The following is a 21851-nucleotide window of genomic DNA, read 5'->3' as shown; positions in this document are numbered from 1 at the left end:
CAGTACGTGATGCCGAAGTGGCGGGAGGGGACTCCGTGAGCAGTGGTCGCGGCCGTGGCCGGATACGACGGCGGCTGACGCTCGGCGCCGCCGGGCTCGCCGCCTCCGTCCTGCTCGCCCTCGCAGGCCCCGGCGTCGGCACCGCCCACGCCCTCGCGGGCCCGTGCGTCGGGCACAAGGTGCGGACGCTGCCCTTCAGCACGGGCAGGGTCGAGGTCTTCAAGACCCGCGGTTACGTCTGTGCCGTGACCGTCGCCAAGCGCCCCGGCGCCCGCAAGGCCATGTCCGTCAGCGTCCAGGCGCGTGGTGGCCGCCCCGTGCGCGACAAGGGGCGCTACACCCGCCGCGCGGGCCCGGTGACGGTCCACGCGGGCCACCGGTGCGTGCGCGTGACGGGGACGGTCTCCGGGCGCGGGGTCAGTTCGGGCTGGATCCTCTGCTGACGTCCGCTGCCGTCGGATAACTCCCCGTCATCCGCTGTCGTCGCATAACTCCCCCTGGTGTGGAGCCAGTTGCTCCGTTAGGTTCCGGGACATCGCTGTGTCGACAGGGGAGGGTGCATGCGCAAGGTGCTCAGATGGGTGCTGTCGCTCGTGGTGCTGATAGGCACGGTGGGCGCGGCCGGAGCGACGACGACCGGGGCGGCCACGGCCGCGGAACCGGCCGCGGAACCGGTCACCACCGAGACCACGGACATCAAGGACAGGCTGCTCGCCATACCCGGCATGAGCCTGATCGAGGAGAAGCCCTATCCCGGCTACCGCTTCTTCGTCCTGAACTACACCCAGCCGGTGGACCACCGCCGCCCGTCCAAGGGCACGTTCAAGCAGCGCCTGACGGTCCTGCACAAGGACACCAGCCGCCCGACCGTCTACTACACCAGCGGCTACAGCGTCTCCACGAACCCCAGCCGCCGTGAGCCGACGCAGATCGTGGACGGCAACCAGATCTCCATGGAGTACCGCTTCTTCACGCCCTCGCGCCCCGAGCCGGCCGACTGGTCGAAGCTCGACATCTGGCAGGCGGCCACCGACCAGCACCGCATCTACCGGGCGCTCAAGCCCATCTACGGCAAGAAGTGGCTGGCCACCGGCATCTCCAAGGGCGGCATGACCGCCACGTACTACGAGCGCTTCTACCCGCGCGACATGGCCGGCATCGTCTCCTACGTCGCGCCCAACGACGTCGTCGACAAGGAGGACTCCGCCTACGACGAGTTCCTCGCGAACGTCGGCACCAAGGAGTGCCGCGAGCGGATCCAGGCCGTGCAGCGCGAGGCGATGGTCCGCAGGGAGCCGCTGTCGCGCAAGCTCGCCGCCTACGCGGAGGCCGAGGGCCACACCTTCAAGACCGTCGGCACGCTGGACAAGGCGTTCGAGGCTGTCGTCATGGACCTGGTCTGGGGCTTCTGGCAGTATCAGCCCGCGGCCACCGCCTGCGGCACCATCCCCGACGCGGCCGCCATGACCGACCAGGCGCTCTTCGACTACGTCGACTCGGTGGGCGGCTGGTCCTCCTACACCGACAAGGGCCTCACGCCCTACACGCCGTACTACTACCAGGCGGGCACCGAACTCGGCGCACCCACCATCCGCCAGCCCTGGCTCGGCGACCTGAGCCGCTACGGCTATCAGCCGCCCCGCAACTTCGTGCCGCGCGACATCCCGATGCGGTTCAGGCCGCACGCGATGCGGGACATCGACACGTGGGTGCGGCACAACGCCCACCGGATGATGTACGTCTACGGAGAGTACGACCCGTACGGCGCCGAGAAGTTCCGTCCCGCGCGGGGCGCCGAGCACGACAGTCACGTGTTCACCGCGCCCGGCGCGAACCACGGGGCGACCGTCTCGCAGCTCGTCCCGAGCGAGAAGGCGAAGGCCACGCAGCGCATCCAGGCGTGGGCCGGGGTCGCGTCGGCCTCGGGCAAGCCGCTGGCCCCGTACGACGCGAAGCTCGACCGGCGGGACGTGAAGAAGGAGCAGACGCTGCGGCCATAGGCCCGCCGGCCCCCTCGGGTGTGGCGCACTGGAGCGGTGCGCTACACCCGCACGGCGCACCCCACGGGACGCGTCCCGCCCAGCGTCACGTAAAGGGCGGTCGAGGCCCCGCACGCCGCCCTGTTCCGCACCGTCGCCGTCACGCGATACTCCGGCCGCCGCTTCCCGGAGCCGTCGCAGGCCGTCTCCCGCACCTCGCCGCGCCCCGCGCCGTACACGCAGTCCCCGACGACGGTCCGCGGCCCGCCGCCCTCGCCGGGGTCACCGGGGTGCGGGGGTTCGAGGTTCCGCATGCAGGCGTGGCCGCGCGGGACGGTGCCGTCGCCGTCCTCGTCGACGGCGGGCCTGCTCTCGCTGATGTGCAGCACGAAGTCCGTGCGGGCCGGGCAGGAGGGGCGCTGCCCGGCCCGCACGTCGTGCCGGGCGACGACCCGCGCCGCCGCCCGCTCACTGGCGCACGGCACCTCCGTGAACGTCTCGCGCCCCCGCGAACTACACTCGCCGACCGCGAGGAACACCGCGCCGGAACCGGTCGGGCGCGAGGCCACGGGCGTCTTGTCGTCGGCGCGGCCCGACGCGGGACCGTCCGACTTCTGGCACCCCGTCACCCCGGCCAGCGCCACCGCGACGGCGAGCAGCGGCGCGGCGAGCACCCTCATGGCCACACGCGGCCGCCGCCGTGCAGTGCCGTGGGCAGGCATGGCTCGTCCCCCGACATGTGCCCTCACTCGTCCCCCCGACGTGTGCCCCGGCGCGGTCCGCCCCCGGCGTGGCGTGTCCCCAGCGTGGCCCGGCGCGGGGGGCCGCGCCAGCCGCACGGGGCGCTTTGGGGCAGCGGGCGGTGGTGCGCCGGTGGCGCGGCGTACGCCTCAATACGTCAGCCCGTGGCCGATCGGGTACAGCACCTGCGCCGGGTCGTCCGCCCGCCGCACCGGCACCGGCAGCCGGCCGCGCGGGGCGGCGCGGCCCGCGATGACCCGGGCGGCGGCGCGCAGTTCGACGTCCGTCCAGCAGTACGCGGCGAGCGCGGCGTCGACGGTGGGCAGCCGGGCCACGTCGTAGGGGTTGCGGACGGCGAGGGTGATCACGGGCAGGCCGGTGGCCTTGAGCGCGGCCACCAGGGCGATCTGGCCGTCCTCGGCCGCCGCCGGGTCCTGCGCGGTGGCGGGGCTCCCGTCCAGGGCGGCGTTCGCGGCCTGGGTGTTGTCCCGCGCCGTGGTGGCGTGCGTCGCGACGTTGTACGTGGCGACGAGGACCGCGTGCTTGCCCCGGGCCGCCGTCACGGCCTTCTCCACCGCCGTGGCGTCCGGGGCGGTGCCCGTGGACAGGGCCGTGGCCCTGAAGCCGAGGCCGGTCAGGGCGTCCGCGAGGACCGTGGTCGGCGGGCCGGTCGTGCCGGACGGCGAACGCGGGTCGGCGCCGACCACCAGGACGTCGCGGTGCGTACGGGGCGAGAGGGGAAGCAGGCCCCCGTCGTTCTCCAGCAGCGTCGTCGTGGCCTCCGCGATGCGGTCGGCGGCGGCGAGATGGGCTGGGGCGCCCACCACGGCGTCCACCGCGGCCGCCGTGATCTCCTCGGGTGCGGTGCCGTCCTCGGGCAGCAGCCCGACCCGCGCCTTCATGCGCAGGACGCGCAGGACCGATTCCTCGACGCGTTCCTCCGTCAGCTCGCCGTCCCTGACGGCTTGGAGCACCGCGTCCCACGCGACCTGCGGCCGCGGCGGGTTGAGCAGCTGGTCCACGCCCGCCTTCAGCGCGAGCACGGCCACGCGGTCGTCGCCGTACTTCGTGCGGACCCCGCGCATCGCCAGCGAGTCGGTGGCGACCACGCCGTCGTAGCCGAACTCCTCACGCAGGATGCCCGTCACGACGGGGTACGAGAGCGTCGCCGGATCGCCCGACGGGTCCAGGGCGGGCACCACGATGTGCGCGGTCATCACGGAGTCCACGCCCGCGGCGACCGCCGCCCGGAAGGGCGGGGCGTCGAAGCGGTCCCACTCCTCGCGGGTGTGGTGGATGTACGGCAGCTCGGTGTGGCTGTCGTCGGTGGTGTCGCCGTGCCCGGGGAAGTGCTTGGCCGCGGTCGCGATGCCCGCGCTCCGGTAGCCCTCGATCTGGGCGGCCACGAAGCCTGCGACGGCTTCGGGATCGGCGCCGAAGGAGCGTACGCCGATGACGGGGTTGGCGGGGTCGACGTTCACGTCGGCGTCCGGGGCGTGGTCCTGGCGGATGCCGAGGGCGCGCAGCTCGGCGCCCGCGATCCGGGCCGCCTCGCGCGCGTGCTCGTGGGAACCGGAGGCGCCGAGGGCCATCGCGCCCGGCAGCAGCGTCGCGGGGGCGCCGACGCGGGCCACGGCGCCGTGCTCCTGGTCCACGGAGATCAGTACGGGGACGCCGGAGGGCAGGGCCTTCGCCGCGGCCTCCTGGATGCCGCGGGAGAGTGCGGCGATCTGGTGCGGGGAGCGGGTGTTGTGGGCCCAGCCGAAGTAGATGACGCCGCCGAGGCGGTAGCGGGCGATGAGTTCGGCGGCGTCGCGGACGCCGAGTTCCTTGAGGTTGGTGTCGACGTCGCTCTGGTCGGGGTCGGTGGCCGTGTGCCCGTACACGTGCATCACGAAGAGCTGGCCGACCTTCTCCTCCAGGGACATCTTGGAGATCAGGCCGAGGAGCCGGTCGTCGTCGGGGCCGTCGTCGGGACCGTCGTCGGGCTGGGGCACGGGTGCTCCTGGTGGGGCCGGAGGAAAGTTTCGGGGGTTCACGGATATCCCGAGGATTTCCGCCGGTCAAGGAGGGGCGGGCTCGGCGGTGGGCTCTTCGGGATGGTTCGGCTGCCGAGTGTCGGGCGGGTGGGTGGGAGAGGCCCTTGCGGTACCCGAAGCCGCAGGGCACCGTCACTCCGCCCAGCGCGCCCGCAGCACCCGTACCGTCTCCGTGATGGCGGGCCGCCGCGCGGCCCCCGCGCGCCACAGCGCGTACAGCCGCCGCACCGGGACCGGATCGAGGCGGACGGTGACCGCGCCGTCCGGGATCGGGCCGCGCCCCAGCCGCGGCACGAGCGCGATGCCGAGCCCCGCCGCGACGAGCGCGACCAGCGTCGGGTTCTCCTCCGCCTGGTGGGCGATGTCGGGCTCGCAGCCGGCCTCCCGCAGGGTCCGCACCAGCCACTCGTGGCAGACGAGCCCCGGCGGCTGGGTGATCCAGCGTTCGTCCTTCAACTCCTCGCGCCGCACCGACGTACGCCCCGCCAGCCGGTGCCCCTCCGGGACGACGAGGTCGCAGAAGTCGTCGCCGATGACCGCCTGTTCGACGCCGGGTGGAGTCGGCAGGGGAGCGATGTCCCAGTCGTGGACGACGGCCACGTCGACCGCGCCCTTGGCGACCAGGTCGATCGAGAGATGCGGGTCGATCTCCGACATGCGGGCGTCGAGCGCCGGATGGCGCCGGGCGAGGTCCGCGAGCGCCCCCGGCAGCAGCCCGCGCGCCGCCGAGGCGAACGCCGCGATGGTCAGGCGCCCCGCCGGCACCCCGCGCCGCTCTTCGAGCTCGGTCTCGGCGCGCTCCATGATGGCCATCAACTGCCGGGCCGTCTCCGCGAGATGGAGCGCCTCCTCGGTGAGCGCGACGCCCCTGCCGCGGCGCTCCAGAAGGATGGTGCGCGTCTCCCTCTCCAGCTTCGCTATCTGCTGCGAGACGGCGGACGGGGTGTAGCCGAGCGCGGTGGCGGCGGCGCCCACGGTGCCGTGCACGGAGACGGCGTGCAGGGCGCGGAGCCGGGCGAGATCAAGCACGGGGCCTCCGGGATCGTTCAGTGCTGCTTCATCCAATCATGCAGAGATCCGTGCTGGTCCTACACGGTGGCGTCGGGTGATCCTCGACGCATGCGACCCGCACATGTCTGTCTGGCCGTCCTCGTCGCCGCCGTCTGGGGCGTCAACTTCGTCGTGATCGAAGTGGGGCTCGACCACTTCCCGCCGCTGCTCTTCTCCGCCCTGCGCTTCCTGGTGGCGGCGCTGCCCGCGGTCTTCTTCGTGGGGCGGCCGAAGGTGGCGTGGAAGTGGCTGGTCGGGGTCGGACTGGTCCTCGGCGTGGCCAAGTTCGGGCTGCTCTTCATCGGCATGGACGCGGGAATGCCCGCGGGCCTGTCGTCCCTGGTGCTCCAGAGCCAGGCGGTCTTCACCGCACTCTTCGCCTTCGTGGCGCTCGGCGAACGACCGGGCCGGGTCCGCGTGACGGGCATGGTGATCGCCCTCGCGGGCATCGCGGTCGCCGCCGTGGACGAGGGGGAGACGGGGCCGCTCACCGCGTTCGCGCTGCTGATCGGCGCCGCGGCCTGCTGGGGCGTCTCCAACGTCCTGACCCGCAAGGCGTCCCCGTCCGACGCCCTGAACTTCATGGTGTGGGTGAGCACCGTTCCCGTACTGCCGCTGCTCGGGCTCTCGTTGCTCTGGGAGGGGCCGTCGAGGGACCTGGAGGCGCTGCGCTCCCTCGACTGGCAGGGCGCGGGCATCATCGTCTACGTCGCCTGGATCACCACCGTCTTCGGCTTCGGCGCCTGGGGCTACCTGCTGCGCCGCCACCCGGCGTCCACCGTCGCCCCGTACTCCCTGCTCGTCCCGGTCTTCGGGATGTCCGGCGCGGCCCTGGTGCTCGGCGAGTCGGTGAGCGCCCTGAGGTGGTGCGCGGCCGCCCTGCTGGTGGGCGGCGTCGCGCTGACCTCGTTCTCGAAGGGGGGCGGTGTCAGCCGGAGCGGGACACGAGGCGTGACAGGAAGTCACGGCCCGGGCCGAGGAGTTGAGCCAGCGGCGGCGCCTGCTCGTACCACCGCTTCTCGTACTCCCAGCACAGCCAGCCGTCCCAGCCCTCCGCGCTGAGCACGTCCACGCACTCGGCGAGCGGCAGGGCCCCGGCGCCGAGCGCGAGCGGCGTCGTGTCGTCCGCCGAGGCGATGTCCTTCACCTGGACGTAGCCGAGGTAGGGGGAGAGCGCGGCGAAGGTGTCGGCGGGGGACTCGCCGCCGAGCCAGGTGTGCATCACGTCCCACAGGGCGCCGACCTGGCGGTGCCCGACCGTGCCGAGGACGCGGGTGACGTCGGCGCCGGTGCGGTGCGAGTCGTGGGTCTCGACGAGGATGCGTACGCCGGCGTCGGCGGCGTACCGCGCGGCGGTGCCGAGCCGCCTCGCGGCCGTCGCGTCGGCCTCGGCCTCGCCCTGGTCGGTGCCGCCGCCGGGGAAGACGCGGACGAAGGGGGCGCCGAGGTCACGGGCGAGCCCGACGAGGGAGTTCAGCTCGTCGAGGACGGGTTCGTCGTCACCGGGCGCCGCCACGCGCGCGTACCCCGCGACGGTGAGGATCTCGACGCCGGCCGCCTTGAACTCGGCGGCCACGTCGGTCCGCTCGACGAGCCCGAGCCCGGGGTGCACCGGCTCCTCGGGGTGCGCGCGCAGTTCGACGCCCTGATAGCCGTACTCGGTGGCGAGCCGCAGCACATCGGGGACGGGCAGACCGGGCACGCCGAGGGTGGAGAAAGCGAATTTCATGGTCCCGACAGTAGGGGCGGCCATGTGGCTGCGGTCAACCCCGGCCCCCTCAGTCGAGGTCACCGGCCTTCGGGAAACCCTCCGTCTTGACAGTGATTTCCCGCCCGGCGAGCGGCAGGACGAGCTCCGCGCCGAACGGGACCTCCGTCTCGTCCTCGTACGCCCCTGTCCGGGTGGGGCGGCGGTGGACGGTACAGGCCCCGGCCTCGGGGTCGATCACTACGTACACCGGGATACCGCATTCCGCATACAGGCGGACCTTCTTGTCGAAGTCGTTGTCCCGGCTGCTCTTCGAGACGACTTCGAGCACCGCCTCGAGGCTGTGCCACTCGAAGCGGCCACGGCTGTTGCGCTCCGCTCCCGGCGCGATGACCGCCAGGTCGGGCGCGTAGCCGTACTGACTGGACGGGAAGTCGATCATGACATCCGAGAGGATGTCACCGCGGGCGGCAAGTTGTTGCTTGATCTGGGGGGCGGTCCGGAGGACGACCTTCCACCGATACTCGTCTCGCGGGGCCATGATGATTCTCCCGGCGGTGATCTCGACACGGTAGCCGCGGGGGAGCGTCACGCCGTCCAGTACGTCCCAAGCGCTGGGTGCATCCATGCCCCCGACTGTCTCAGAGGAACGCCAGCCGCGCCCCCAGCGCCGCGAACGCCGCCGCGAAGGTCCGGCGCATCCAGCTCACCACCCGGGGGCGGGAGATCACGTGGCTGCGCATCGCCGCCGCGAAGCGGCCGTACGCCACGAAGACCGCGAACGTGATCAGCATGAAGTACGCGCTCAGCTCCGTCATCCGCAGGAACGCGTACGGCTCGTCGGTGCTCACGAACTGCGGCAGGAACGCGAAGAAGAACAGCGTCAGCTTCGGGTTGAGGATGTTGATCAGTACGCCCGTCAGGATCGTGCGGCCCGCCGAGCGCGGCTCGCTCTCACGTTCGGCGGTCAGCTCGCTCTTGTCCCGCAGTGTGCTCCACGCCATGTACAAGAGGTAGGCCACGCCCAGGTACTTGAGGGTCTGGAAGGCGACCGCGCTGGCGTTCAGCAGGGCCGCGAGGCCGGTGATCGCGGCCACCATGTGCGGGACGACGCCCAGCGTGCAGCCGACGGCCGCGACCATCGCGGCCCGCGTGCCGCGCGAGAGCCCCGCCGCGATCGTGAACAGGACACCCGTGCCGGGCGTCACACAGACGACGAGGGAGGTGAGGAGAAATTCCATGCCTTGACCCTGTCGCCACAATGGCTCCATGAACAGGTCCAATGGATCTTCTTCCGACCGGTCCATAACAACGGGCGGCGCGGACACCGGGCACGCTCGCTCCTCCTCCGACTTCCTCCAGCTCGACCCCCGCGAGGCCCCGAGGGGCGGCCGCGGCGACTGGCTGGCGCGGCGGATCAGGGACGCCATCGCGGACGGCCGCCTCCCCACCGGCGCCAGGCTCCCCGCCACCCGCACCCTCGCCGCCGAGCTCGGCGTCTCGCGCGGCGTCGTCACCGAGGCCTACCGGCGGCTCACCGAGGACGGGCACGTCGCAGGACGGGGCCGGGGCGGCACGGTCGTCCTCGCCGTGCCGTCACCACCCCGGCCCCCCTCCCGGCACGGCCGCGGCACAAGGGCTCCCGCGAGCCGCCCCGGCCTCTTCACCGCCCCGCCCGACCTCGGCGTCTTCGACGCCCTGCGCGCCGTGCCCGCCCGCGTCGACCTCACCCCGGGCCTCCCCGACCTCGCCGCCTTCCCGCGCGCGGCCTGGCTGCGCGCCGAACGCGCCGTGCTCGCCGGGCTGACCCCCTCCGACTTCGGGTACGGGGATCCGCGCGGCACCCCGGCCCTGCGTACCGCCGTCGCGCGCTGGCTCTCCCGGAACCGCGGGATCGTCGCCGACCCGGACGACGTGATGATCGTCAACGGCACCGCCCAGGCCCTGCGGCTGCTCGTCGACGTACTGCGCGCCGAGGGGATCACGGGCGTCGCGGTCGAGGAGCCGGGATCACTCGGCGTGCGCCAGCATCTGCGGCCCCTGCGCACCCCGCCCGTCCCGGTCGACGCCCACGGCGTCCGCGTCGACGCGCTGCGCGCCACCGGAGCCTCCGCCGTACTCCTCACGCCCGCCCACCAGTTCCCCACCGGCGTGGTGCTCGGCGGCGAGCGGCGGCGCGAGTTGACGGACTGGGCGCGCGAGGGCGGTCTCGTCATCGAGGACGACTACGACGCCGAGCACCGCTACGACCGCCCCGCCGTCCCCGCCCTGCGCGCCCGCCTCCCCGAGCACGTCGCTTACGCGGGCAGCGTCTCGAAGCTTCTCGCGCCCGCCCTGCGCCTGGGCTGGCTGCTCGCGCCGCCCGTCCACCGGGCCGCGTTGGTGGACGCCAAGCGCCTGGTCGACCTCGGCAACGCGGCCCTGCCGCAGCTCGTCCTCGCCCACCTCATGGAATCCGGCGACCTGGAACGCCATCTGCGGCTCATCCGCAGGCACCACCGCAGGCGCAGGGACGCGATGATCGAGGCGATCCGCACGCATCTGCCGGGAGCGGTCGTGCACGGCGCGGCGGCCGGGCTGCACCTGATGATCACCCTCGGCGAGCAGACATCCCCGGGCTCCGACGCCGCCCTCGCCGCCGCCGCCCTCGCCCACGGCGTCAAGGTCCACCCCCTGTCGTGGCACACCCAACTCCCGCACCCGCCGGGCCTGGTCCTCGGCTACGCGGCCGGCAGCCCGACACAGATCACGGAGGGCGTGCGGGTGATCGGCGGGTTGGTGTGAGGGGCCGGGCCCCTACCCGCCGGTGTGAGCGGCCGCGCCCTACCGCGGCCCCGCCGTGGACCCCCGCACCATCAGCTCCCCGTGCACCGTCGCCACACCGCCCGGCGGCGGCTCCTCCTTGCCCATGGCGATGCGGCCCGCCCGCGCGCCCGCCTCGTGCAGCGGCAGCCGTACCGTCGTGAGCGCGGGCACGGCGTCGACGCTGAACGGCAGGTCGTCGAAGCCCGCCACCGAGACGTCGTCGGGGATCCGCAGCCCCTTGTCCCGCAGCGCGGCGCACGCGCCGAGCGCCACCGTGTCGTTGGCGGCGACGACGGCCGTCAGGTCCGGGGCGCGGCGCAGGAGTTCGTCCGTGGCGTCGTACCCCGAGCGCCGGTCGTAGGGGCCGTGCACGGTGAGCGCGGGGTCGTCCTCGACGCCGTGCGCGGCCAGCGCCGCCCGGTGGCCCTCCAGGCGGTGGCGCGTGGTGGTGCGCTCCCGCGGGCCCGCGATGTAGCCGACGCGCCGGTGGCCGAGGTTCAGCAGGTGCTCGGTGAGCTGCCGGCCGCCGCCGCGGTTGTCGAAGGTGAGCGCCACCGCGTCGGTGTCCGGCGAGGGCGGCCGCCCGCACAGCACCACCCGGGTGCCCGCCTCCGCGAGGCGCCGCAGCTTCCCGGCGATGGCGGCGGCGTGCTCGGCGTCCTCGATGGCACCGCCGGTGAGGATCACCGCGGCGGCGCGCTGCCGCTGGAGGAGCGTGAGGTAGGTCAGCTCGCGCTCCGGGGAGCCGCCGGTGTTGCAGACCACCGCCATCCGCTCCCCGCCCGCACGGCCGCCGGGCCCGCCGATCTCGGACTGCACGGCGCCCGCCATGATTCCGAAGAAGGGGTCGGCGATGTCGTTGACGAGGATGCCGACCAGGTCGCTGGTGGCCGCGGCGAGCGCACTCGCGGGGCCGTTCAGGACGTAGTCGAGGTCGTCCACGGCCCGCAGCACCCGCTCACGGGTGGCGGCGGCCACGGGGTAGTTGCCGTTCAGCACGCGGGAGACGGTCGCGGGGGAGACCTGCGCGCGCGCCGCCACGTCCGCCAAGGTCACGGTCATCTCGTCGTCCTCCGGTCTCTGCACCGGCCCGGCGCCCTTGTCCGAACCTTGTGCGGCAGGCTAGCTTCTCCGTAGATAGAAAGCGCTTGCTACGCACGCGGTACACGCACCCGACGCACGCACCCGACGCACGCATGCGGTGCACGCATGCCGGTGCACGCCGACAAGCGCTCGCCACCCGCTTACGGAGGGACTTTCGTGACACGCAAGACGGTGCGCATCGCCATGAACGGCGTCACCGGACGCATGGGCCACCGCCAGCACCTCGTCCGCTCGATCCTCGCCCTCCGCGAACAGGGCGGCCTCGACCTCGGCGACGGCACGGTGCTGTGGCCCGAGCCGGTCCTGGTGGGCCGCAGGGAACACGCGCTGCGCGCGCTCGCCGAGCGGCACGGCCTGGAGCATTTCTCGACCGATCTCGACGCGGTCCTCGCCGACCCGGCCGTCGACATCTACTTCGACGCGCAGGTCACCTCCGCCCGCGAGGACGCCCTCAAGAAGGCCATCGCCGCGGGCAAGCACATCTACACCGAGAAGCCGACCGCCACCGGCCTGGACGCCGCCCTCGGCCTCGCCCGCCTGGCCAGGGAGGCCGGTGTCAAGCACGGCGTCGTCCAGGACAAGCTCTTCCTGCCGGGCCTGCTCAAGCTGAAGCGACTCATCGACGGCGGCTTCTTCGGCCGCATCCTCTCCGTGCGCGGCGAGTTCGGCTACTGGGTCTTCGAGGGCGACTGGCAGAGCGCCCAGCGCCCCTCCTGGAACTACCGCGCCGAGGACGGCGGCGGCATCGTCGTCGACATGTTCCCGCACTGGGAGTACGTCCTGCACGAGCTGTTCGGCCGCGTCCGCACCGTCCAGGCGCTGACCGCCACGCACATCCCGCAGCGCTGGGACGAGCGCGACAAGCCCTACGACGCCACCGCCGACGACGCCGCGTACGGCGTCTTCGAGCTGGACGGCGGCGTGATCGCGCAGATCAACTCCTCCTGGGCGGTGCGCGTCAACCGCGACGAGCTGGTGGAGTTCCAGGTCGACGGCACCGAGGGCTCGGCCGTCGCGGGGCTGCGCAACTGCCGCGTCCAGCACCGCGGGGCGACACCGAAGCCGGTCTGGAACCCCGACCTGCCCGCCACCCACTCCTTCCGCGACCAGTGGCAGGAGGTCCCGGACAACGGCGAGTTCGACAACGGCTTCAAGACGCAGTGGGAGCTGTTCCTCAGGCACGTCTACGCCGGCGCGCCCTACCACTGGGACCTCCTCGCGGGCGCGCGCGGCGTGCAGCTCGCGGAGCTCGGCCTGAAGTCCTCCGCCGAGGGCCGCCGCCTCGACGTGCCGGAGATCGAGCTGTGACCCGGCCCCGCCAGGTGCTGCTGCCGGCCGGGGGAGGCGGCACGCGCGCGTACACCCCACGCGACGAGGCCCTCCGTTTCGCCGCCGACGGCCCACCCTTCACCTCCCGCACCGTCTTCTCCGCGGCCCACGTCGTCGCCGACCCCCTCGCGGACGTCTCCCCGGACGGCCCCGCCGCCGTCGACTGGGACGCCACGCTCGCCTTCCGCCGCCACCTGTGGTCGCACGGCCTGGGCGTCGCCGAGGCCATGGACACCGCCCAGCGCGGCATGGGCCTGGACTGGGCGGGCGCCGCCGAGCTCATCCGCCGCTCGGCCGCGGAGGCGAAGGCGGTCGGCGGCCGCATCGCGTGCGGAGTCGGCACCGACCAGCTGACCCTGCCCGCGACGCTGACCCAGGTCAGAGAGGCGTACGAGGAGCAGCTCGCCCTCGTCGAGGCGGCCGGCGCCCAGGCGATCCTGATGGCGTCGCGTGCCCTCGCCGCCACTGCCGCCTCACCGGACGACTACGCCGAGACGTACGGCCACCTCCTGCGCCAGGCGAGCGAGCCGGTGATCCTGCACTGGCTCGGCCCCATGTTCGATCCCGCCCTGGCGGGCTACTGGGGCTCGGCCGACCTGGACGCGGCGACCGACACCTTCCTGGAGGTCATCGCCGCCCACCCGGACAAGGTCGACGGCATCAAGATCTCGCTCCTGGACGCGGACCGCGAGGTCGCCCTGCGCCGCCGCCTCCCGCAGGGCGTGCGCTGCTACACCGGCGACGACTTCCACTACCCCGAGCTGATCGCGGGCGATGACCACGGCTTCAGCCACGCGCTGCTCGGCATCTTCGACCCGCTCGGGCCGCTCGCCGCCGCGGCGGTGCGGGTCCTCGACACGGGCGACGTGAAGGCCTTCCGCGCCCTCCTCGATCCCACCGTCGAGCTCTCCCGCCACCTCTTCCAGAGCCCCACGCGCTACTACAAGACCGGCGTGGTGTTCCTCGCCTGGCTGGCCGGCCACCAGACACACTTCACGATGGTGGGCGGCCTCCAGTCGGCCCGCTCGCTCCCGCACCTCGCCCGCGCCTACGAACTGGCCGACACTCTCGGCCTGTTCCCCGACCCCACCCTGGCGGCGTCCCGGATGCGCTCGCTGCTGGCCGTCCATGGAGTGACGCAATGAGCACCGTGCCGCCGAACGCATCGCCGCTGTCCCGCCTGAGCGTCAACCAGGAGACCGTCAAGCAGCTCTCCCTGCCCGAACTCGCCGAGGGCTGTGCCAAGGAGGGCATCACCGCCGTCGGCCTGTGGCGCGCGCCGGTCCAGGAGTACGGGGTCGAGCGCACCGCCCGCCTCATGCGCGACGCGGGGCTCGCCGTCACCAGCCTGTGCCGGGGCGGCTTCCTCACGGACACCGATCAGGCGGCACGCGCGCGTGCCCTGGACGACAACCGCGCGGCGATCGACGAGGCGGCGGCCCTCGGCACGGACACGCTGGTCCTCGTCTCGGGCGGACTGCCGCCCGGCAGTCGTGACCTGGCCGGGGCGCGGGAGCGCGTCGCGGACGCCCTCACGGTCCTCGCGCCCCACGCCGAGGAGCGGGGCGTACGCCTGGCCATCGAACCGCTGCACCCGATGTTCGCCGCCGACCGCTGCGTGGTCTCCACGCTGGGCCAGGCGCTCGACCTCGCAGAGCGCTTCCCCGCGCGCCAGGTCGGCGTGGTGGTGGACACCTACCACGTCTGGTGGGACGACCAGGCGCCCGCGCAGATCGCGCGCGCCGGGCGGGGCGGCCGGCTGCACGCCTTCCAACTGGCGGACTGGATCACGCCGTTGCCCGCGGGCGTGCTGCTCGGCCGGGGGCAGCTGGGCGAGGGCAGCGTCGACTTCAAGGCCTTCCGGGCGCTCGTGGAGGCCGCCGGGTACGCCGGCCCGATCGAGGTCGAGATCTTCAACGAGGCGCTGTGGGCGCGGGACGGGGGAGAGGTGCTGCGGGAGACGGCGGAGCGCTTCCGCGCGCACGCGTGAACAACCCCCGGCACTCTCCGGCCGCTACCCCTTGCCGCCCTTCCTGCGCGCCGCCTTCTTGGAGACCACCGCGATCACGACCGGGGCGAGCATCTCGATGCCGCGTGTGACGGTCTGCACGGGGATGCCGGTCTTCTTGGAGATCGCCTTGGCCACCGGCCTGCTCATCTTCGTGACGACACCGAACATCATCTCTCCAGGCTCTCGAGGCTCCAGGGGCCGACCGGACATCGACACTCCTGGGCCAACGCTACGTCCACCCCCGCGCGTCGGCACCCGGAGGCCGGTCACGGAAGCCGGCCACGGAAATTCCTCGGCAACGCCGTGCAACCCTTCGGGCACGACGCGTGTCGTACTTGGCGTCAGGACTTTCCGAGGGGGAAATCCGGGGGGATTCCGGGGGGAATCCGGGGGGCTTCTGGCACATGGGGGAGGGATCGAGGGGGCCCGGTCGAAAGACCGGGCCCCCTCGACAGTTGTCCAGTCGTCGGTTTGCCCACCAAGGTGTCCGCGCTGTCGGTGCCGGGCGGTAGCGTCGGATCATGTCGAGTCCAGCTGTAGCGACGGCAGTGGTCGAGGGCGTCCTCGAACGCATCACGTACGCCAATGAGGAGACCGGGTACACGGTCGCGCGCGTCGACACCGGCCGCGGCGCCGGCGACCTGCTCACCGTCGTCGGTTCGCTGCTCGGCGCCCAGGTCGGCGAGTCCCTGCGGATGCAGGGCCGCTGGGGCTCCCACCCGCAGTACGGCAAGCAGTTCACCGTCGAGAACTACACGACGGTGCTGCCCGCCACCATCCAGGGCATCCGCCGCTATCTCGGCTCCGGCCTCATCAAGGGCATCGGCCCCGTGATGGCCGACCGGATCACCACCCACTTCGGCGTGGACACCCTCGACATCATCGAGACCGAGCCGAAGCGGCTCGTGGAAGTGCCCGGCCTCGGCCCCAAGCGGACGAAGATGATCGCCGCCGCCTGGGAGGAGCAGAAGGCCATCAAGGAGGTCATGGTCTTCCTCCAGGGAGTGGGTGTCTCCACCTCCATCGCCGTGCGCATCTACAAGAAATACGGCGACGCGTCGATCTCCGTGGTGAAGAACGAGCCGTACCGCCTCGCCGCCGACGTCTGGGGCATCGGCTTCCTCACCGCCGACCGCATCGCCCAGGCCGTCGGCATCCCGCACGACAGCCCGGAGCGCGTCAAGGCCGGTCTCCAGTACGCCCTTTCGCAATCCACCGACCAGGGCAACTGCTACCTCCCCGAGGAGCGCCTCATCGCCGACGCGGTGAAGCTGCTCCAGGTCGACACCGGCCTGGTCATCGACTGCCTCGCCGAGCTGGCCGGGGAGGAGGAGGGGGTCGTCCGCGAGACCGTCCCCGGACCGGACGGCGGCGACGACATCACCGCCGTCTACCTCGTCCCCTTCCATCGCGCCGAACTGTCCCTGGCCGGACAGATATCGCGCCTCCTGAAGACCCCCGAGGACCGCATGCCCGCCTTCGGGGACGTCGCCTGGGACAAGGCGCTCGGCTGGCTCGCGGACCGCACCGGGGCCACGCTCGCCCCCGAGCAGGAAGCGGCGGTGCGGCTCGCGCTCACCCGGAAGGTCGCCGTCCTGACCGGCGGACCGGGCTGCGGCAAGTCCTTCACGGTCCGCTCCATCGTCGAGCTGGCCCGCGCCAAGAAGGCCAAGGTCGTCCTCGCCGCCCCCACCGGCCGCGCGGCCAAACGCCTCGCCGAACTGACCGGCGCCGAGGCCTCTACGGTCCACCGCCTGCTCGAACTGAGGCCCGGAGGCGACGCGGCGTACGACAAGGAGCGGCCGCTCGACGCCGACCTGGTCGTGGTCGACGAGGCCTCGATGCTCGACCTGCTGCTGGCCAACAAGCTGGTGAAGGCCGTACCGCCCGGCGCCCATCTGCTCTTCGTGGGCGACGTGGACCAGCTGCCGAGCGTGGGCGCGGGGGAGGTCCTGCGGGACATGCTCAGCGAGGGCAGCCCGGTCCCCGCCGTCCGCCTCACCCGCATCTTCCGGCAGGCCCAGGAGTCGGGCGTGGTCACCAACGCCCACCGCATCAACTCCGGCCTGCCGCCCCTCACCCAGGGCATGAAGGACTTCTTCCTCTTCGTCGAGGAGGAGACGGAGGACGCGGGCCGCCTCACGGTGGACGTCGCCGCCCACCGCATCCCCCGCAAGTTCGGCCTCGACCCGCGCCGTGACGTCCAGGTCCTCGCGCCCATGCACCGCGGCCCCGCGGGCGCCGGAAACCTCAACGGGCTCCTCCAGCAGGCCATCACCCCCGCCCGCCCCGGCCTGCCGGAGAAGCGGTTCGGCGGCCGGGTCTTCCGCGTCGGCGACAAGGTCACCCAGATCCGCAACAACTACGAGAAGGGCCAGAACGGCGTCTTCAACGGCACGGTGGGCGTCGTCACCGCCCTCGACCCCGACGAGCAGCGGCTCACCGTCCTGACCGACGAGGACGAGGAAGTCCCCTACGACTTCGACGAACTGGACGAGCTGGCCCACGCGTACGCCGTGACGATCCACCGCTCCCAGGGCAGCGAGTACCCGGCCGTGGTGATCCCGGTCACCACGGGCGCCTGGATGATGCTGCAGCGCAACTTGCTCTACACCGCCGTGACACGCGCCAAGAAGCTGGTGGTCCTCGTCGGTTCGCGCAAAGCTCTGGGTCAGGCCGTACGCACGGTCTCCGCGGGCAGACGTTGCACGGCACTGGATTTCAGGCTCTCGGGGCGCCGTGGAGAGACCCCCGTGACGTTTTGATCGATCAAACGAGTCGGAAACGTCACACAGCACTTCCGGAACCAGGGCGAAGGGGGCAGGATGAGCAGGTTGGCGGCACTGAGTGCCGCCAATAGGCCCAATGGTCGACCCCGAGTGCACTCTCCAGGGCCAAATGGGGGATGGTAGAGACAGTCAGGGCACCTCGAAGAAGAGGCACAACGTCGGTGAGGGATGACGTGAGCGAGAACGGTAACAACGCTGTAGTACTGCGGTACGGCGATGGCGAGTACACCTACCCGGTGATCGATTCGACCGTCGGCGACAAGGGCTTCGACATCGGGAAGCTCCGCGCCCAGACCGGTCTGGTGACCCTGGACAGCGGCTATGGCAACACCGCCGCCTATAAATCCGCCATCACCTATCTCGACGGTGAGCAGGGCATCCTCCGGTACCGCGGCTACCCGATCGAGCAGCTGGCCGAGCGCTCCACCTTCACCGAGGTGGCGTACCTGCTGATCAACGGCGAACTGCCGAAGGTCGACGAGCTGGCCTCGTTCAAGAACGAGATCACGCAGCACACCCTGCTGCACGAGGACGTCAAGCGGTTCTACGACGGCTTCCCGCGCGACGCCCACCCGATGGCCATGCTGTCGTCCGTGGTCAGCGCGCTGTCGACGTTCTACCAGGACAGCCACAACCCCTTCGACGAGAAGCAGCGTCACCTCTCGACGATCCGCCTGCTCGCCAAGCTTCCGACGATCGCCGCGTACGCCTACAAGAAGTCCGTGGGCCACCCGGTCGTCTACCCGCGCAACGACCTCGGCTACGTCGAGAACTTCCTGCGCATGACCTTCTCGGTGCCCGCCGCCGAGTACGACCTGGACCCGGTCGTCGTCGCCGCGCTCGACAAGCTGCTGATCCTGCACGCGGACCACGAGCAGAACTGTTCGACCTCCACCGTGCGTCTGGTCGGCTCCTCGCAGGCGAACATGTTCGCCTCGATCTCGGCCGGCATCTCGGCCCTGTGGGGCCCGCTGCACGGCGGCGCCAACCAGTCGGTCCTGGAGATGCTGGAAGGCATCCAGGCCTCCGGCGGCGACGTCGACACCTTCATCCGCAAGGTGAAGAACAAGGAAGACGGCGTGAAGCTCATGGGCTTCGGGCACCGCGTCTACAAGAACTTCGACCCCCGGGCGAAGATCATCAAGGCGGCGGCGCACGATGTCCTCTCGGCGCTCGGCAAGTCCGACGAGCTGCTCGACATCGCGCTGAAGCTGGAGGAGCACGCGCTGGCCGACGACTACTTCGTCGAGCGCAAGCTCTACCCGAACGTGGACTTCTACACGGGTCTCATCTACCGGGCCATGGGCTTCCCGACCGAGATGTTCACCGTGCTGTTCGCGCTGGGCCGCCTGCCGGGCTGGATCGCGCAGTGGCACGAGATGATCAAGGAGCCGGGTTCGCGCATCGGCCGCCCGCGCCAGATCTACACCGGCGAGGTGCTGCGGGACTTCGTCCCGGTCGAGGGTCGCTGATCTTTTTTCGGGAACTGCGGGCCGGATCGGGCTGGTCGCGCAGTTCCCCGCGCCCCTTCGGGGCGCTCCCTCAGCTGCGGCTTGAAAGCGAGAAGCGCCCCGCCGTCGATCCCCCCACGGGTCGACGGTCGGGGCGCTTCCCTTTTTCCCGGTGCGGATTCCCCCCACGGGATCCGGCCGGGCGTCTGTGGTTGCCCTGCGGTCTGCCGGGACGCGTACTGACGGGAGGGCCGCTCAAAGCTCCCCGACGCACGTGCCCCGGCCAACGCATGCCAAGGACATCCCCCAAGATGTCCTCTGATGTCAGAAGACGTCCCCCAAGACATCTTCTGGCATCGTCCCATTAGACTCGCGACCCCCCAAGATGGTTACGTTCGGATCACTGTGATCTGCGTCTCTTGCATATGTCGCGAATATGAGCAAGAGGCCCGATATGGGGATCTGCGCACCTGCGTGAGGATGCTGAAACGGTCCTGTGAAGAGCTTATGAGAACGCGCGCAGACGCAGGCTGTTCGTGACCACGAAGACCGAGGAGAACGCCATCGCGGCACCCGCGATCATCGGATTCAGGAGCCCGGCCGCCGCCAGCGGCAGCGCGGCCACGTTGTAGCCGAAGGCCCAGCAGAGATTGCCCTTGATGGTGGCGAGAGTCTTGCGGGAGAGCCTGATGGCATCGGCCGCGACCCGCAAGTCCCCGCGCACCAGCGTCAGGTCGCTCGCCTCGATCGCCACGTCGGTGCCGGTGCCCATCGCCAGGCCCAGATCGGCCGCGGCCAGCGCCGCCGCGTCGTTCACCCCGTCCCCGACCATCGCCACGACCCGTCCCTCGTCGCGCAGCCTCGTCACGACGTCGACCTTGTCCTCGGGCAGGACCTCCGCGTACACGGCGTCGGGCGCGATCCCCACCGCCCGGGCCACGGCGTCGGCGACGGCCTTGTTGTCGCCGGTGAGCAGCACCGGCGTCAGGCCGAGCGCCCGCAGCTCGCGCACCGCCTGAGGGCTCGTCTCCTTCAGGGCGTCGGCGACCGTGAGCACGCCGCGCGCGACGCCGTCCCAGGCGACCAGCACGGCCGTGTGCCCGGCGGCCTCCGCCTCCTCGCGCAGCGCGCTCAGCGTGTCCAGGCCGGTGACACCGGCCTGGACCAGGAGCCGTTCGCGCCCGGCCAGCACCTCGTGCCCGTCCACCGTGCCGCGCACGCCGTACCCGGCGACGTTCTCGAACCCCTGGGGCGTCGGCAACTGGCCGACGGCGGTGCCGAGGCGCTCGGCGGCGCCCGCCGCCACGGCCCGTGCGACGGGGTGCTCGGAGGCGTGCTCCAGGGCGCCCGCGAGGCGCAGCAGCTCCTTCTCGTCCGTCTCCCCGGCGGCGTACGCGTCCTTCAGCTCCATGCGGCCCGTGGTCACCGTCCCCGTCTTGTCCAGCACGACGGTGTCGACGCGGCGCGTGGACTCCAGCACCTCGGGGCCCTTGATGAGGATGCCGAGCTGGGCGCCGCGCCCGGTGCCGACCATGAGGGCCGTCGGGGTGGCGAGGCCGAGCGCGCACGGGCAGGCGATGATCAGTACGGCGACGGCGGCCGTGAACGCGGCCGTCACGTCGCCCGTGGCGCCCAGCCAGCCGGCGAGCGTGCCGGCCGCGATGAGCAGGACCACCGGCACGAAGACCCCGGCGATGCGGTCGGCGAGGCGCTGCACCTGGGCCTTGCCGGTCTGCGCGTCCGCCACGAGCCGTGCCATGCGCGCCAGTTGGGTGTCGGAGCCGACGCGGGTGGCCCGTACGACGAGGCGCCCCGAGGCGTTCACGGTCGCCCCGGTGACGGCGTCGCCGACGCCGACGTCGACCGGCACGGACTCACCCGTCAGCATCGAGGCGTCGACCGCGGACGCGCCCTCGACGACGGTGCCGTCGGTGGCGACGGTCTCTCCGGGGCGTACGACGAAACGGTCGCCGACGGCCAGCCGCCCGACCGGGATCCGCTCCTCCGCGCCGTCGCGCAGCACGGTGACGTCCTTGGCGCCCAGTTCGAGCAGGGCGCGCAGGGCGGAGCCGGCCCGCCGCTTGGCGCGGGCCTCGAGCCAGCGGCCGAGCAGGATGAACGTGACGACGCCGGAGGCGACTTCGAGATAGATGGCCGAGGCGCCGTCCCCGGGCGAGGCCGTGAAGTCGAAGCCGTGCCGCATCCCGGGCATCCCGGCGTCGCCGGCGAAGAGCGCCCACAGCGACCAGCCGAAGGCGGCGAGCGTGCCGACCGAGACGAGCGTGTCCATGGTCGCCGCGCCGTGCCGGAGGTTGGTGAACGCGGCCCGGTGGAAGGGCAGCCCGCCCCAGACGACCACGGGCGCGGCGAGGGTCAGCGAGAGCCACTGCCAGTTGTCGAACTGGAGGGCGGGGACCATCGCGAGCAGCACCACGGGCAGGGAGAGGACCGCGGAGACGGTCAGGCGCTGCCGCAGCGTGTCGGGCTCGGTGATGTCGGCGGTGGTCGGGGGCGTGGAGCCGTCGGCCGCCGCGGCCCCCGGGGCGCGTTCCGGTTCCGGCGGGGGCGGGAGGATCTCCTCGGCCGTGTAGCCCAGCTTCTCGACCAGGGCGATCAGCTGGGCGACCTCGACTCCGTCGGCGTACGAGACCTTGGCCTTCTCCGTGGCGAGGTTGACCGAGGCGGTCACGCCCTCCACGCGGTTCAGCTTCTTCTCGATGCGGGACGAGCAGGAGGCGCAGGTCATCCCGCCGACGGCGAGTTCGACTTCGGAGACTTCGGTCATGCCTCCTTGGTACTACTTCCCGGCGGGAAGCGTGGCGGCGGGCCCTGTGGTGTCGGTGCC

General features: G+C 72.2%; 17 protein-coding genes and 1 pseudogene. 9 read left to right on the top strand and 9 right to left on the bottom strand.

The annotated features are described in order from the left end of the window. The first annotated feature begins 35 nt into the window (after window positions 1-35). Window positions 36-443: a hypothetical protein gene (locus ACF062_RS05130; RefSeq protein WP_392135819.1), complete on the top strand. Its 408-nt coding sequence runs from the start codon at window positions 36-38 to the stop codon at window positions 441-443. Between the two features lie 117 nt (window positions 444-560). Next, entirely contained in the window at window positions 561-2000 is a 1440-nt protein-coding gene (locus ACF062_RS05125) for an aminopeptidase (protein ID WP_392135816.1), read from the top strand. A 41-nt stretch (window positions 2001-2041) separates the two neighbouring features. On the opposite strand, the gene ACF062_RS05120 is transcribed toward ACF062_RS05125, so the two are convergent. The 3 genes from ACF062_RS05120 to ACF062_RS05110 all read right to left on the bottom strand — a co-directional run bounded on the left by ACF062_RS05120 (window position 2042) and on the right by ACF062_RS05110 (window position 5788). Then, window positions 2042-2659 carry a hypothetical protein gene (locus ACF062_RS05120; protein WP_392135814.1) on the bottom strand — a complete coding sequence of 206 codons (618 nt, stop codon included), beginning with the start codon at window positions 2657-2659 and terminating at the stop codon, window positions 2042-2044. Window positions 2660-2869: 210 nt separating this feature from the next. Further along, window positions 2870-4648, bottom strand: a complete 1779-nt coding sequence (locus ACF062_RS05115) for a glycoside hydrolase family 3 protein (protein WP_392136537.1) — start codon at window positions 4646-4648, stop codon at window positions 2870-2872. A 243-nt stretch (window positions 4649-4891) separates the two neighbouring features. After that, entirely contained in the window at window positions 4892-5788 is an 897-nt protein-coding gene (locus ACF062_RS05110; protein WP_392135811.1) for a LysR family transcriptional regulator, read from the bottom strand. A 90-nt stretch (window positions 5789-5878) separates the two neighbouring features. On the opposite strand from ACF062_RS05110, the gene ACF062_RS05105 reads away from it, so the two are divergent. Further along, window positions 5879-6871: an EamA family transporter gene (locus tag ACF062_RS05105; protein ID WP_392135808.1), complete on the top strand. Its 993-nt coding sequence runs from the start codon at window positions 5879-5881 to the stop codon at window positions 6869-6871. Here the strand turns inward: ACF062_RS05105 and ACF062_RS05100 are convergent. The 3 genes and pseudogenes from ACF062_RS05100 to ACF062_RS05090 form a co-directional block, all read right to left on the bottom strand. After that, window positions 6849-7538: pseudogene (locus ACF062_RS05100) on the bottom strand (sugar phosphate isomerase/epimerase family protein); the annotation flags it as partial. The gene ACF062_RS05105 and the pseudogene ACF062_RS05100 sit on opposite strands and share 23 nt — an antisense overlap. Window positions 7539-7587: 49 nt before the next feature. Then, window positions 7588-8145: a Uma2 family endonuclease gene (locus ACF062_RS05095; RefSeq protein WP_392135805.1), complete on the bottom strand. Its 558-nt coding sequence runs from the start codon at window positions 8143-8145 to the stop codon at window positions 7588-7590. A gap of 13 nt (window positions 8146-8158) precedes the next feature. Beyond that, the gene (locus ACF062_RS05090; RefSeq protein ID WP_392135802.1) at window positions 8159-8758 is read right to left on the bottom strand and encodes a LysE family translocator; all 600 of its coding nucleotides are present in this window, start codon (window positions 8756-8758) and stop codon (window positions 8159-8161) included. Window positions 8759-8786: 28 nt separating this feature from the next. Between ACF062_RS05090 and ACF062_RS05085 the strand changes: the two genes are divergently transcribed. Next, a complete protein-coding gene (locus ACF062_RS05085) occupies window positions 8787-10301 on the top strand; it encodes a PLP-dependent aminotransferase family protein (protein ID WP_392135799.1) in 1515 nt (504 codons plus the stop codon). A gap of 39 nt (window positions 10302-10340) precedes the next feature. Here the strand turns inward: ACF062_RS05085 and ACF062_RS05080 are convergent, their stop codons facing one another. Then, on the bottom strand, window positions 10341-11384 hold the full coding sequence (locus ACF062_RS05080; protein WP_392135797.1) for a LacI family DNA-binding transcriptional regulator: 1044 nt from the start codon (window positions 11382-11384) through the stop codon (window positions 10341-10343). Window positions 11385-11582: 198 nt separating this feature from the next. Here ACF062_RS05080 and ACF062_RS05075 point away from each other — a divergent pair, with 198 nt between their 5' ends. From ACF062_RS05075 to ACF062_RS05065, 3 genes are read left to right on the top strand one after another with little or no spacing between them, the layout of a single operon-like run. After that, complete coding sequence (locus ACF062_RS05075) at window positions 11583-12734, top strand: Gfo/Idh/MocA family protein (protein ID WP_392135794.1); 1152 nt, start codon at window positions 11583-11585, stop codon at window positions 12732-12734. After that, the gene (locus tag ACF062_RS05070; protein ID WP_392135791.1) at window positions 12731-13900 is read left to right on the top strand and encodes a dihydrodipicolinate synthase family protein; all 1170 of its coding nucleotides are present in this window, start codon (window positions 12731-12733) and stop codon (window positions 13898-13900) included. Before ACF062_RS05075 ends, ACF062_RS05070 begins: the two co-directional genes overlap by 4 nt. Next, window positions 13897-14745, top strand: a complete 849-nt coding sequence (locus ACF062_RS05065; protein ID WP_392135788.1) for a sugar phosphate isomerase/epimerase family protein — start codon at window positions 13897-13899, stop codon at window positions 14743-14745. The genes ACF062_RS05070 and ACF062_RS05065 overlap by 4 nt, the downstream gene beginning before the upstream one ends. Before the next feature lie 24 nt (window positions 14746-14769). Here the strand turns inward: ACF062_RS05065 and ACF062_RS05060 are convergent, their stop codons facing one another. Beyond that, window positions 14770-14976, bottom strand: coding sequence for a hypothetical protein (locus ACF062_RS05060; RefSeq protein WP_392135785.1), 207 nt, complete (start codon window positions 14974-14976; stop codon window positions 14770-14772). A gap of 311 nt (window positions 14977-15287) precedes the next feature. On the opposite strand from ACF062_RS05060, the gene ACF062_RS05055 reads away from it, so the two are divergent. After that, window positions 15288-17531, top strand: a complete 2244-nt coding sequence (locus ACF062_RS05055; protein WP_392135783.1) for an ATP-dependent RecD-like DNA helicase — start codon at window positions 15288-15290, stop codon at window positions 17529-17531. Window positions 17532-17728: 197 nt separating this feature from the next. Continuing rightward, window positions 17729-19027, top strand: coding sequence for a citrate synthase (locus ACF062_RS05050; RefSeq protein WP_392135780.1), 1299 nt, complete (start codon window positions 17729-17731; stop codon window positions 19025-19027). A 484-nt stretch (window positions 19028-19511) separates the two neighbouring features. Here the strand turns inward: ACF062_RS05050 and ACF062_RS05045 are convergent, their stop codons facing one another. After that, window positions 19512-21791, bottom strand: a complete 2280-nt coding sequence (locus tag ACF062_RS05045) for a heavy metal translocating P-type ATPase (RefSeq protein ID WP_392135777.1) — start codon at window positions 21789-21791, stop codon at window positions 19512-19514. Window positions 21792-21851: the final 60 nt, after the last annotated feature.

This window comes from Streptomyces sp. NPDC015345, assembly GCF_043078805.1.
In the GTDB taxonomy this organism is placed as follows: domain Bacteria; phylum Actinomycetota; class Actinomycetes; order Streptomycetales; family Streptomycetaceae; genus Streptomyces.
The sequence above is the reverse complement of the archived record's forward strand: the minus strand, read 5'-3'. Positions and strand labels throughout refer to the sequence as shown.

What these genes read in the sequence shown, in the direction of transcription:
- ACF062_RS05095 (WP_392135805.1), bottom strand. Translation starts at nt 8,145, where the DNA reads ATGGATGCACCCAGCGCTTGGGACGTACTGGACGGCGTGACGCTCCCC.
- ACF062_RS05080 (WP_392135797.1), bottom strand. Translation starts at nt 11,384, where the DNA reads ATGACCGTGACCTTGGCGGACGTGGCGGCGCGCGCGCAGGTCTCCCCC.
- ACF062_RS05065 (WP_392135788.1), top strand. Translation starts at nt 13,897, where the DNA reads ATGAGCACCGTGCCGCCGAACGCATCGCCGCTGTCCCGCCTGAGCGTC.
- ACF062_RS05055 (WP_392135783.1), top strand. Translation starts at nt 15,288, where the DNA reads ATGTCGAGTCCAGCTGTAGCGACGGCAGTGGTCGAGGGCGTCCTCGAA.
- ACF062_RS05105 (WP_392135808.1), top strand. Translation starts at nt 5,879, where the DNA reads ATGCGACCCGCACATGTCTGTCTGGCCGTCCTCGTCGCCGCCGTCTGG.
- ACF062_RS05120 (WP_392135814.1), bottom strand. Translation starts at nt 2,659, where the DNA reads ATGAGGGTGCTCGCCGCGCCGCTGCTCGCCGTCGCGGTGGCGCTGGCC.
- ACF062_RS05060 (WP_392135785.1), bottom strand. Translation starts at nt 14,976, where the DNA reads ATGTCCGGTCGGCCCCTGGAGCCTCGAGAGCCTGGAGAGATGATGTTC.
- ACF062_RS05090 (WP_392135802.1), bottom strand. Translation starts at nt 8,758, where the DNA reads ATGGAATTTCTCCTCACCTCCCTCGTCGTCTGTGTGACGCCCGGCACG.
- ACF062_RS05085 (WP_392135799.1), top strand. Translation starts at nt 8,787, where the DNA reads ATGAACAGGTCCAATGGATCTTCTTCCGACCGGTCCATAACAACGGGC.
- ACF062_RS05045 (WP_392135777.1), bottom strand. Translation starts at nt 21,791, where the DNA reads ATGACCGAAGTCTCCGAAGTCGAACTCGCCGTCGGCGGGATGACCTGC.
- ACF062_RS05115 (WP_392136537.1), bottom strand. Translation starts at nt 4,648, where the DNA reads ATGTCCCTGGAGGAGAAGGTCGGCCAGCTCTTCGTGATGCACGTGTAC.
- ACF062_RS05125 (WP_392135816.1), top strand. Translation starts at nt 561, where the DNA reads ATGCGCAAGGTGCTCAGATGGGTGCTGTCGCTCGTGGTGCTGATAGGC.